This window comes from Bacillus sp. B28 (assembly GCF_029536185.1).
Taxonomy (GTDB): Bacteria; Bacillota; Bacilli; order Bacillales; family Bacillaceae; genus Bacillus; species Bacillus halotolerans.
In genome coordinates this window covers 1,788,138-1,800,061 of record NZ_CP120511.1, presented here as the reverse complement: position 1 = coordinate 1,800,061, position 11,924 = coordinate 1,788,138, and the positions used below count along the sequence as shown (strand labels likewise).

At 43.6% G+C, this 11,924-nt stretch carries 12 protein-coding genes; all 12 read right to left on the bottom strand.

Annotated elements, in window-relative coordinates:
• Positions 1–11: 11 nt before the first annotated feature.
• Positions 12–1,055 (bottom strand): L-threonine 3-dehydrogenase, encoded by a 1,044-nt coding sequence (gene tdh, locus P3L57_RS09085; protein ID WP_069486546.1) that lies wholly within the window; start codon positions 1,053–1,055, stop codon positions 12–14.
• A gap of 262 nt (positions 1,056–1,317) precedes the next feature.
• On the bottom strand, positions 1,318–1,578 hold the full coding sequence (spoVS, locus tag P3L57_RS09080; protein WP_003154135.1) for a stage V sporulation protein SpoVS: 261 nt from the start codon (positions 1,576–1,578) through the stop codon (positions 1,318–1,320).
• A 199-nt stretch (positions 1,579–1,777) separates the two neighbouring features.
• Positions 1,778–2,572, bottom strand: coding sequence for a 2',3'-cyclic-nucleotide 2'-phosphodiesterase (gene ymdB, locus P3L57_RS09075; RefSeq protein WP_003245138.1), 795 nt, complete (start codon positions 2,570–2,572; stop codon positions 1,778–1,780).
• Between the two features lie 61 nt (positions 2,573–2,633).
• Complete coding sequence (gene rny, locus P3L57_RS09070) at positions 2,634–4,196, bottom strand: ribonuclease Y (RefSeq protein ID WP_010334309.1); 1,563 nt, start codon at positions 4,194–4,196, stop codon at positions 2,634–2,636.
• Positions 4,197–4,482: 286 nt separating this feature from the next.
• Positions 4,483–5,661: a serine hydrolase domain-containing protein gene (locus tag P3L57_RS09065; RefSeq protein ID WP_069486545.1), complete on the bottom strand. Its 1,179-nt coding sequence runs from the start codon at positions 5,659–5,661 to the stop codon at positions 4,483–4,485.
• A 178-nt stretch (positions 5,662–5,839) separates the two neighbouring features.
• Positions 5,840–6,886, bottom strand: coding sequence for a recombinase RecA (recA, locus tag P3L57_RS09060; protein WP_010334307.1), 1,047 nt, complete (start codon positions 6,884–6,886; stop codon positions 5,840–5,842).
• A gap of 172 nt (positions 6,887–7,058) precedes the next feature.
• A complete protein-coding gene (locus P3L57_RS09055) occupies positions 7,059–8,309 on the bottom strand; it encodes a competence/damage-inducible protein A (RefSeq protein ID WP_069486544.1) in 1,251 nt (416 codons plus the stop codon).
• An 18-nt stretch (positions 8,310–8,327) separates the two neighbouring features.
• Positions 8,328–8,909 carry a CDP-diacylglycerol--glycerol-3-phosphate 3-phosphatidyltransferase gene (gene pgsA, locus P3L57_RS09050; RefSeq protein WP_010334305.1) on the bottom strand — a complete coding sequence of 194 codons (582 nt, stop codon included), beginning with the start codon at positions 8,907–8,909 and terminating at the stop codon, positions 8,328–8,330.
• A 49-nt stretch (positions 8,910–8,958) separates the two neighbouring features.
• Positions 8,959–9,873, bottom strand: a complete 915-nt coding sequence (gene rodZ / locus P3L57_RS09045) for a cell shape determination protein RodZ (protein ID WP_024121453.1) — start codon at positions 9,871–9,873, stop codon at positions 8,959–8,961.
• Positions 9,874–9,891: 18 nt separating this feature from the next.
• Complete coding sequence (locus tag P3L57_RS09040) at positions 9,892–10,683, bottom strand: DUF3388 domain-containing protein (protein WP_024121452.1); 792 nt, start codon at positions 10,681–10,683, stop codon at positions 9,892–9,894.
• Positions 10,684–10,812: 129 nt separating this feature from the next.
• Positions 10,813–11,070 carry a DUF3243 domain-containing protein gene (locus P3L57_RS09035; RefSeq protein ID WP_044155842.1) on the bottom strand — a complete coding sequence of 86 codons (258 nt, stop codon included), beginning with the start codon at positions 11,068–11,070 and terminating at the stop codon, positions 10,813–10,815.
• A gap of 79 nt (positions 11,071–11,149) precedes the next feature.
• On the bottom strand, positions 11,150–11,878 hold the full coding sequence (ymfI, locus tag P3L57_RS09030) for an elongation factor P 5-aminopentanone reductase (RefSeq protein ID WP_069486543.1): 729 nt from the start codon (positions 11,876–11,878) through the stop codon (positions 11,150–11,152).
• Positions 11,879–11,924: the final 46 nt, after the last annotated feature.

The window sequence follows — 11,924 nt, the reverse complement described above, 5'->3', positions numbered from 1 at the left end:
TGATCCCCCTTTTATGGAATTAAAATAACCTTTCCGCACTGTCCGCTTCTCATCAGTTCAAACCCTTTCTCAAACTCTGCTAACGGAAACTGATGGGTAATAATAGGTGAAAGATCCAGTGTGTTTGTTCTAAGCAATTGTGAAACCTGCCGCCATGTCGTAAACATCTTTCTCCCTGTGATCCCTTGGATGGTAAGGCCTTTAAACACGACTTTATTCGTCAGGTCGATGGTAACCGGATGTTCCGGCAGGCTGAGAATATGGAATCTCCCGCCATTTGCAGCCATTGCAAGGCCTTGCGCGATAGCTGAAGGGTGACCCGACATCTCACAAACGAGATCAGCTCCTTCCCCATCCGTTAAAGCGCTTACAATTTTGAGCGGATCTTCTTTTTCGACGGAGACCGTGCTTGTGGCTCCCATTTGTTTGGCGATAGCTAATCTGTACTCATTTTTGTCAATGGCGACCACCTGCGCTGCACCTGCTGCTTTTGCGACCGCTACCGCCATAAGTCCGATCGGCCCGCATCCAATAACGGCAGTCGTTCCTCCGGCGTTCTGACTCTCAAGAACTGTATGAACGGCATTTCCTAAAGGCTCTTGAATGGAAGCAATCGCTGGGTCCATATCCGCGGGGTTCCTCCAAACGTTTTCGGCCGGCACTTTGACATACTCCGCAAAACAGCCTGCCGTGTCCACTCCGATAATGGCCGTATTTTTACATACATGAGGCTTTCCTGTTAAACAAGGGACGCATGTGCCGCATACAATGTGTGTTTCCGCAGAAACATACTCCCCGATTTTTACACTGCTGACATTCTCGCCTACAGCCTCGACAATGCCACTAAACTCATGGCCGAAGACACAAGGAGCTTTTATTCTCTGCCGTGCCCATTGGTCCCAATTATAAATATGCACATCCGTGCCGCAAATGGAAGCTGCCTTAACTTTTATAAGAACTTCATGCTTATCGATTTCAGGAATGGGAACTTCAGCCAGCACAGCGCCGAAAGCACCGTGTTTTTTCATTACAGCTTTCATCTTTCCACTCTGCATGTACAATCCTCCTTTAAAAGTCTTGCTATAACCGGATTGTACCATGATCTGGAATCACCGTAAACAGCTGTGTCTTCCTAGGAAAGACAAAAGTATCCGTCTTGAAAAATGGGCTAAATTTTTTTTATAAAAAGCCGGAATCGTTTTTAGACATGACATATGATTCATTTATATTATAAAAATACTATTGAGAGAAAATATCACAATAAATGAAAAACAACCTGCTTGCATATGCAAACAGGTTGTGAATACTTTAATTTTCTTAGCGAGGCTCCACGATTAATTTAATCGCTGTTCTTTCTTCACCATCGATCTGAATATCAGTAAAAGCCGGAATACAAATCAAATCAACCCCGCTTGGCGCCACAAATCCTCTGGCGATTGCCACAGCTTTTACAGCTTGGTTCAAAGCACCCGCTCCAATTGCTTGAATCTCGGCGGCTCCGCGCTCTCTTAACACACCTGCAAGCGCACCTGCCACTGAATTTGGACTCGATTTTGCTGAAACTTTTAAGATTTCCATTTCTGCTCCCCCTTAGTTTTACAATGGATAAGTGAGTGTTCATTAGAACAATCATTATTAGATGTTGCTATCCAAAAAGCCATCCCCACAATGCTTTTCAAAAATAGCGGGCTACCTTCCATTTTTACTATATTCACTAAGGAGTTGCTATATTCCTGCTTTTCTTTTTAATATTTTTATAAAATAACCATGTGATCAATTATTCAAAGAACATGTGATCATCATTGATTAAAATACGTTCGATTTTAACGGCTTTTTTCGTTTGATCGTCTATATCAATGACGACTCCGCTCAGGGTTGTTTTTCCTTCAGCGACAGTAAAGCGCACAGGAAGGTTTGTTTTGAAACGTTTGATAATCGTTTCTCTGTCCATCCCCAGTATACCGTCATATGGGCCGGTCATTCCTACATCAGTAATATATGCCGTGCCCTTCGGCAAAATGCGGTTATCCGCTGTTTGCACGTGAGTGTGAGTTCCTACTACAGCAGATGCCCGTCCATCCGTGTACCAGCCGAGTGCGAGCTTTTCACTTGTCGCTTCCGCATGGAAGTCGATAAAAATGTACGGTGTTCTTTTAGCAGCTTCGGCAATTAATTCATCCGCTTTTAAAAACGGATCATCGAGCGGCGGTAAAAACGTACGGCCTTGCAAGTTGATAACAGCAAGTTCTTTACCGTTTGCTTTCACATATGTGATCCCTTTTCCCGGTGTTCCTTCCGGAAAGTTTGCGGGACGGACTAAGTTCGGGACATCGTCGATAAAATCGAAAATTTCTTTTTTGTCCCAGGTGTGGTTTCCCATCGTGATCGCATCTGCGCCAGACTGTATTAAACTGTGATAGATTTTTTCTGTTAAGCCTTTTCCATGTGCGGCATTTTCGCCATTTATAATGGTAAAATGCGGCTTGTATTTTGTTTTCAGCTTTGGCACATACTCTTTTACCATGTCGCGGCCCGGTGACCCGACAACATCTCCGATAAATAAAATTCTCATTTTGTAAATCCTTTCTATTCCTCAGCCGTCAAAAAAATAAAGTGATGCTTAGCGCATCACTTTATTTTGCATACTCTACGGCTCGAGTTTCTCTAATGACTGTCACTTTAATATGACCTGGATAATCGAGCTCGTCCTCAATTCGTTTTCGGATATCTCGCGCCAGGCGATGAGCTTCAAGATCATTTATTGAATCCGGCTTCACCATAATACGCACTTCACGTCCAGCCTGAATCGCAAATGATTTTTCAACACCTTCGTAGGACTCAGAAATTTCTTCGAGCTTTTCAAGTCTTCGAATGTAGTTCTCAAGCGTCTCACTTCTTGCGCCAGGTCTTGCAGCGGAAAGCGCATCTGCTGCAGCTACCAGCACAGCGATAATGGAAGTCGGCTCCTCGTCCCCATGGTGTGATGCAATACTGTTAATTACGACTGGATGCTCTTTATATTTAGTCGCAAGCTCGACTCCGATTTCAACGTGGCTTCCTTCTACTTCATGGTCAATCGCTTTTCCGATGTCATGAAGTAATCCCGCCCGTTTAGCAAGCTTTGCATCTTCTCCAAGCTCCGATGCCATCAGCCCAGCCAAGAATGCGACTTCCATGGAATGCTTAAGCACATTTTGACCATAGCTTGTACGGAACTTTAAGCGGCCGAGAATCTTGATCAGATCTGGGTGGAGGCCGTGAACGCCAACCTCAAATGTCGTTTGCTCACCCATCTCACGAATGTAGTCATCGACCTCGCGGCGAGATTTTTCAACCATTTCTTCAATCCGTGCCGGATGAATACGGCCATCCTGAACGAGTTTATCAAGAGCAATCCTTGCTGTCTCACGTCTGATCGGATCAAATCCGGACAGGATGACAGCTTCAGGGGTATCATCGATAATCAGGTCAATACCTGTCAGCGTTTCAAGCGTACGAATGTTACGCCCTTCCCGGCCGATGATACGTCCTTTCATCTCATCATTTGGAAGATTGACAACTGATACCGTTGTTTCGGCAACGTGGTCCGCTGCGCAGCGCTGTAAGGCGAGTGAAAGAATGTTTTTCGCTTTTTTATCCGCCTCTTCTTTCGCACGGTTCTCAGTTTCTTTTGTCATGATGGCGATGTCATGTGAAAGCTCGTTTTCAACCCGGTCAAGAATGATTTGTTTCGCTTCGTCACGAGTCAGACTCGAAATTCGTTCCAACTCTGACTGCTGCATACGAATCATCTCATCCACTTTGCTTTCCATCTCTTCAATATGTTGTTGTCGTTCATTCAGAGAATGATCTTTCTTCTCCAACATCGCTTCCCGTTTATCAATTCCCTCATGTTTGCGATCAAGGTTTTCCTCCTTTTGGAGTAAACGGTTTTCTTGTTTTTGAAGCTCATTTCGTCTTTCACGAACTTCTTGTTCAGCATCTATTCGAAGTTTGTGGATTTCATCCTTTGCTTCAAGCAGAGCTTCTTTTTTCAGTGCTTCAGCATCACGCTTTGCATCTTCAAGAATTTGCTCGGCTGCACCGCGTGCGCCTGCAATTTTCGCTTCGGCAATGGTTTTACGAACATAGTAGCCAACAACTAAACCGAGTAGAATCAGCAAAATGGAGATGAGAACCATCATAATTGGGGTCATACTTTCACCTCCTCTTGCTATGAACTTGGTTGTTGCTCAAAATAAGTGTCGGCATGTACATTGTCTAGTTTTCTCAACATACAGAACCTTCACAGGGAATGAAAGTTTCATCGCCCTTGTCAAGTTTAAATGGTTTAACAATCATGTTAAAAAAACAAATGTTACAACTTCATTGTAATTGTGTCGGAAATACTTGTCAAGCTTGCCAGCTTAACGTTTGCCGAGCCGCCCCCATTTATCGTGCTGAACGTGAATCCGCCAATCTTTTGAAAAAAAAGATCGTAAATTACTCCTGATTTAGAAGCTGGTATATTTTATTGTTCACTTGTCCAAGTTTAGCGTTATTTTGAATGTTTGACAACAAAACAACAACGGTTTGTCCGGATTTGCTGAAGCTGTTCAATACGTTGAAGCCCGGCATGACTCCGTGGTTTGAATAGCTTCCGGGAGCCACATAAAATCCCATCCCGTATGTGGAACTGCTCCCTGGCGTGAACATTTTTTCATAGCTTTCTTGCGAATAGAGCTTGCCGTCTATCAGTGCTTTGTCAAATTTGTACATATCGGCAGCACTCATATATATATCGCCTGCTCCATAAAGCTGAGATAAATCAGGCATATACGGTGTGACGGCCCTGCTGCCTTTCAGTTTGTAGCCGACAGCTGGATAAGGCTGCTTATCGTATGTCTTGTAAAAACCCGAGTGCGTCATCCCTGCAGGCTTAAAGATATGATTGGTTATGTATTGTTCATAAGACTCACCGCTCACTTCAGCAACAATATAAGCGAGAACTGTATAGTTAGAATCCTGATAGTCCCATATTCCAGGCTGACGTTTGATTCCTTGCTGCTCTATGTCTTTTATTAAGTCATCCGGAGTGATCGCGCCATTCCCTTCAACATGTCCGTTTATTCCCGATGTATGAGTAAGCAGATTCTTTAATGTAATATTCTTTCCGTTGGGAAAATGGGATAAATATGTGCTGACCGGATCACTTGTCTGGAGCTTTCCCTTTTCCTCAAGCTGCAAGATAGCGGTTGCTATTAGCGCTTTTTGTGACGATCCGACATAAAAAGATGTCGCAGGATTGTTTTTTATGTGATGCTCGCGGTCCGCGTAACCAAAACCTTTATTGATTACGACTTCTCCATTTCTGACGATCATGGCTGTCCCGCTGAAGCCGATCTCTTTTAAATAACTGCTGATTTTTTGATTGCGGTCCACTGCTTTGATTTGTTCCTCTGTTTTTTTGGCTTTGTTTTTCTTCTGATCAGCGTGCTTCTGACCGATATCAGAAACCGCCACAGCTTCTTGAGATGGTTCGGCTTCTTCATCCTCTCGATGAATGGCATTCCAAATCGTGAAACAAATGATTGCGGCCAACATACCAAACAAAAGTTTGCCTCTTTTATTTAGTTTTCTCCGTCTGCGCGTCGCAGTTCTTCTGCGAGTAGGGCTTGTCATTCATTTTATCCTCCCAATCTAATTTCAAATAAACACGTTTTGTTAGACGTATGAAGTACTATAAAAGTTGTCAAAAAAACCAATTTATTTATCATTATTTTGCAGAAAATATAAAAGAAAAAAGGCAGAGTTCTCACTCTGCCTTTTTTATCATTTCAAATTCATTTTATTTTTATTCTTATTCTTCAAATTCGAGTTCTTCCTGTGTCTCTTCCGCCTGCTGCTGTACTACTCCGTTATTATCTAAGCCGTAATGTTCACGAATTTGCTCCTGAATCATAAGCATGATATCTTTATTTTCTTTTAAGAATTGTTTGGCATTTTCACGGCCTTGGCCAAGACGCTCTTCTTCATAAGAGTACCATGAACCGCTTTTTTGCACGATATCAAGTTCAGTTCCGAGATCAATGATTTCGCCTTCTTTTGAGATACCTTCTCCATACATAATATCAACCTCAGCTGTACGGAACGGAGGAGCCACCTTGTTTTTCACAACTTTAATTCTCGTTTTATTCCCCATAACGTCGTTGCCTTGTTTCAGCTGTTCAGCACGGCGTACTTCAAGACGAACGGAAGAGTAGAATTTCAGCGCACGACCGCCGGGAGTCGTTTCCGGGTTTCCGAACATAACGCCGACTTTTTCACGAATTTGGTTAATGAAAATCGCAATTGTTTTCGATTTGTTGATAGCCCCTGAAAGCTTACGAAGCGCTTGAGACATTAAACGTGCCTGCAAACCGACATGTGAATCTCCCATGTCGCCTTCAATTTCAGCTTTCGGAACGAGCGCCGCTACAGAGTCGACAACAACGATGTCAACCGCACCGCTTCGAACTAACGCTTCTGCAATTTCAAGCGCCTGCTCGCCTGTGTCAGGCTGAGACAGTAAAAGCTCTTCGATATTGACACCGAGTTTTTGTGCGTATACCGGGTCTAGCGCGTGCTCCGCATCGATAAACGCAGCTTGTCCTCCCTGCTGCTGAACCTCAGCAATCGCATGGAGCGCAACAGTTGTTTTACCTGAGCTTTCAGGACCGTATACTTCAATAATCCGTCCGCGCGGATATCCGCCAATTCCCAGTGCCGTATCAAGAGCGAGGGAGCCGCTTGGGACAGTAGAAATTCTTGTATCTGTCTTTTCTCCCAGTTTCATAATGGAACCTTTGCCGAACTGCTTTTCTATTTGTTTAAGAGCCATATCTAAGGCTGCCTGACGATCACTCATTCTATTTTTTCCTCCTTTATGTTACCACTACATATACTATACCCTGTTTGAAGGGATTTGCCAAGAAAAAAGCGAACGCATATTCGGATTTTTTCTTGGCCTGATTTCTACCAAAATATCATAATGAATCAGAGAAATCATGTTTTTTGAGGAGGATAGTGTGCTGAAAACATTATTTTTGCTCTAACAGTTTTAAAATTAAATGGCAGCCATATTTAGCAGCACGTTTTCTGATTCCTGTTCTGGAGCCTGCAAAGTGAAACTCGTGAACCTCTTCTTTTCCGTTTGCAGAAATACCGATAAATACATGTCCAGGTGCATGGCCTTCTTGAGTATCAGGGCCGGCAACACCGGTAAAGCTAATGCCAATATCGCTTCCAGTGAGCTGCTGAACACCCTTTGCGAGCTCAGATGCGCATTCCTCGCTGACTGCTCCGAAACGGTCCAATGTTTCCTTTTTGACGCCGAGCACATTTTGCTTCACTTCGTTTGAATAGCAAACAACGCCGCCGGAAAACAATGCTGAAGCGCCGCTAAGGTCTGTCAGCCATTCAGAAAACAGCCCGCCGGTAAAGCTTTCTGCGGCAGAAAGCGTGATGCCTTTTTCCTTACATGCTTTAGATAGCTCTTTCACAAGCGATGTAGCGTCGTAGCCATAGAAAAATTCACCGACACGTTCTAAAATAACGGCTTCTGTTTCTTTTAACAAACGCTCTGTTTCTTTTTCATCGGCATGTTTTGCTGTCAGGCGAAGCGTCACCTCTCCGTCCGCTGCCAACGGAGCGATCGTCGGGTTCGTCTGTGCATCAATGATATCTTCTAAATCAGCTTCAAGCTGAGACTCGCCGATACCGAAAAAGCGAAGAACAGTTGATACAATTTTTTCATTGGAGCCCATCTTTTTAAGAAGAAGCGGTTTTGCCTCATTTTCAAACATCGGACGCAATTCGCTCGGCGGCCCGGGAAGAAGCATATAAAAGCGCGAATCATGCTCTGTAAGCATTCCCGGCGCCATTCCAAAGTGATTCGCCAGTACGTCAGATCCTTCGATGACAAGCGCCTGTTTTCGGTTATTAGGTGACATCGTGCGTTTTGTTCGTTTGAAATAATCCTCAATGGATTGAAACGCCTCATCATTTAAAACGAGCGGGCGTCCCAGCACATTTGCTATCGTTTCTTTTGTTAAATCATCTTTTGTCGGTCCGAGCCCTCCTGAAAAAATAATAAAATCAGAGCGCTCTTCAGCAATACGGATGACCTGCTTCAGCCGCTCCGGATTATCACCGACTGCTGTATGGTAAAATACGTTTACTCCGATTTCTGCCAGCTGTTTGCTGATAAATTGAGCATTTGTATTCGCAATCTGACCAAGTAAGAGCTCTGAACCGACTGCAATAATCTCTGCTTTTTTTGGAAATTCCATCACGTATGTCCTTCTTTCTTAGTTAGATGTTTTTAGCGCTTCCCAGTTTTTAGCGAAATAGTCCCAGCCTGATACAACGGTAAAGAATACGGCTACCCATAACGCCAGGTCAGCGAACGGAAATGACACAAGCTCAAACGGAAGATTGTGAAGAAGCAATGCAGATACTGCAATGATTTGTGCCCAGGTTTTAATTTTACCAAGCATATTCGCAGCGACTACTTCTCCCGTTCCGGCTAATACGAGCCTTAAACCTGTTACGGCAAACTCACGGCTGATAATCACAATGACCATCCAAGCTGGAGCAAGATCAAATTGAACAAGGATAATTAACGCTGCCGATACGAGAAGTTTGTCCGCAAGCGGATCGAGAAATTTCCCAAAGTTTGTAACAAGGTTCAGTTTGCGGGCATAATAACCATCTATCCAATCTGTCGTCGATGCAATAATAAACAAGATAGCGCCCGCCAAGTGTGTGACCGGAATGGATTCGTCTCCAAATTCGAGCCTGCCCCAGTCAAACGGCGCCAGCATGATAATCATGAAGATTGGGATTAATGCAATTCTTGCTAGTGTGATTTTATTCGGTAAGTTAAACATAAAGCCCCTCCAGTTTCATACTCGGACGTGAAGAAAAGTCATCTGGTGATTAAGATGACTTTTCTTCCTTTTTATTTACAATCTTTATTGTTTGTGCCATCACTTCTTTAGGATCAAGTTTATATGAAAGAACCTCACCGTTGATTTTTATTTTCAGGTTAGGTGCATATCCTGTACGGATTTCAACTTGTTTCTGATCAGTTATGTCTTTTTTATATGTTTCGTCTTTTTTCAGTGTACCCTCTTTAAGAGAGCTGCTGTTTTCATCGCGCACTCGAATCCAAGAGCTGTCTGAAGCCTTCAGCTCAAGCTCGATTTTATCAGCGCCGGACACTTCATAAGTTGTTACAGATCCTTCAGTGCCAGTTGCTTTCACCTCTAGTTTGTCACTGTCACTGTCTTCTTTTTTATCTTCTTTGTCTTTCGTTTCTTTTTTCGTGTCTGTCTCTTTTTCAGAGCTGTTGGTTTGATTCTCTTTCAGCGTTGAATCTTTAGGGATCTCATACTTGCTTTCACTTTTCGCGATTGATTTTTCTGATGCCGCATTGCTATTATCATCGTTTTTATGATTCGCAAACTGAATTATAGCGTAAACAATGGCGATCACGACAATCACGCCGAGAATCACAAGTATTGTAGGCAGCAATTCCAGCGCCTTAGAAGCAGGCTTTGGCATTTCCTTCTGGAGATTCATGCCGGAGATTTTTTCAGACACATCGTCATGATACGTATTCGGGATATCTTTTTTATGCTCCTCAAACAATTGGTCAGCATCAAGCCCGACGGCTTCCGCATATTGCTTGATGAAAGCCCGGACATAAAACTTACCCGGAATAATGTCATAATTTCCTTCCTCCAAGGCGGTTAAATACCTTTTTTGAATCTTAGTTGCCGCTTGGAGATCATCCAATGACATTGCTTTTTCCTCTCTGGCTTCTTTCAGCCGGATTCCTAGTTCAGTCACAACAAACACCTTCCAATTTTAAAAATCAAAGCTTGAAAACCCGGATTGATCAAACATTTGGGGTTCTTCAGCATGTTCATATGTAATAACCTCATCAGGATCATTTCTCAGTTCAATAATATAATCAAAGTCATCTAGTGTATACTCTGTATTTTGAACGAATATGTCCGGATGCTCCACCACTTTTGTAGCAGGCAGCCTCATGATTTCCCTCACCAGCTGCAGGTGGCGTTCTGATCCTCTTCTTGTCGATACAATTCCGTCAATGATAAAGACATTTTCAGTGCTGTATTCATCGGCAATCAGCTGGCTTCTGATTGTCTGTTTCAGCAAGGTAGATGACACAAACAGCCACCTTTTGCTGGCGCATACGCTGGAAGCTACGATTGACTCCGTTTTCCCGACGCGCGGCATTCCCCGGATCCCGATTAATTTATGGCCTTCTTTTTTGAACAATTCGGCCATAAAATCGACTAATAAGCCCAGCTCGTCCCGTTCAAAGCGGAATGTTTTCTTATCATCGGCATCCCTCTGGATGTACCGGCCGTGACGCACGGCGAGGCGGTCGCGAAGCCTTGGTTCTCTCAGCTTCGTTACTTTAATTGTTTCCATCGTTTTTAAGATTGATTCTAATCGCTTAATTTGATCTATATGGCGGCACCTGAGCAGCATTCCCCTTCTGGAAAGATCGACGCCGTTTATCGTTACGATGTTAATAGAAAGCATCCCGAGAAGAGATGAAATATCCCCGAGCAGTCCGGGGCGGTTCACTTGAATTTCATATTCAAAATACCATTCGAGCTTTGCCAAATGATATACCCCCTTCATTGTGGCAAAATTTTACCTTCCTTTATCATAAAGCATTTTTCTCTAATTAGAAAGAAGAATGTTGCTGTGATGGGGAAAACATAAAAAAGAGAGGAAGAATCTCCTCTCTTCTTAATGAGTGCTGTTATTTTCAACAAGCTTAACCATCATATTGGCAATGGCGTGCTGTTCTTCTTTAGATGCTACGCTCCAAAGATCTGCCAGCACTTTTTCCTGCTCGTTCTTAGAATCCACTTCATTAGCCAGGTAACCGCCGATTTCTGTAGCAAGGTCAGTGATGGTATCCTGACTCATGCCTTTATCTTGCGCATAGTTTAAACGATCACCAAGGAAATTCTTCCAGTTATCCCAGTTTTCTAATACTGACATGTGAGTTTCCTCCATTTCATGTGAAGTTACAAAATTATTTTGTCCTTCTTAAAAGAAACTATACACATTTTATTTTGCATCAGCAGTGCCAGCCGCCGTTAACTGACAGAATCTGTCCAGTAATATAGGAAGCTTTTTCAGACAGGAGAAATGCTGCCGCCTCGGCAACTTCTTTCGGCTGTGCAAGCCTGCCGATCGGGATTTCATCTGCGATATCTTCTAATTCCTCCGGATTGAATTGATTCATCATGTTTGTATCTACAGCACCCGGCGCTACTGCGTTGACCCTGATACCGCTTGGGGCCAGCTCCTTAGCCAGTCCTTTTACAAACGAGTGCTGCGCTCCCTTTGCCATGCTGTACAGCACCTCACACGATGCGCCAGTCTCTCCCCAAATAGAGCTGACTGCCACGATCGCTCCCGATTTGTTACGGATCATGCCTGAAACAAGGTTTCTCGTCAGCATGTAAGGACTTGCCACATGCAGCTGAACCATTTCCTGTACCGTAGCATTATCTACATCAGTAATCAGTCCAAAATGGCTTCTGCCGCTGTTTAAAACGATCGCATCAACCGGCTGAACTATTGATTTTGTTAGTTCATCAGCGCCAGTGGGAGTGGAGAGATCTCCTTGCAAAATATCAGCATATATGCCAAATGACCGTTTCAGTTTTTCAGCAAGCTCTGCTGCCGCGCTTTCATTCTGATTGTAGTGCAAAAGCAGATCATATCCCTCTGCTGCAAGCGATTCACTTATGCTTTTGCCGATACCGCCGCTCGCCCCGGTGACTAATGCTGTTTTTTTCATCCTCTTTCCTTCTTTCCGCAGAAAAACACCCCTCACATTGGAGGGA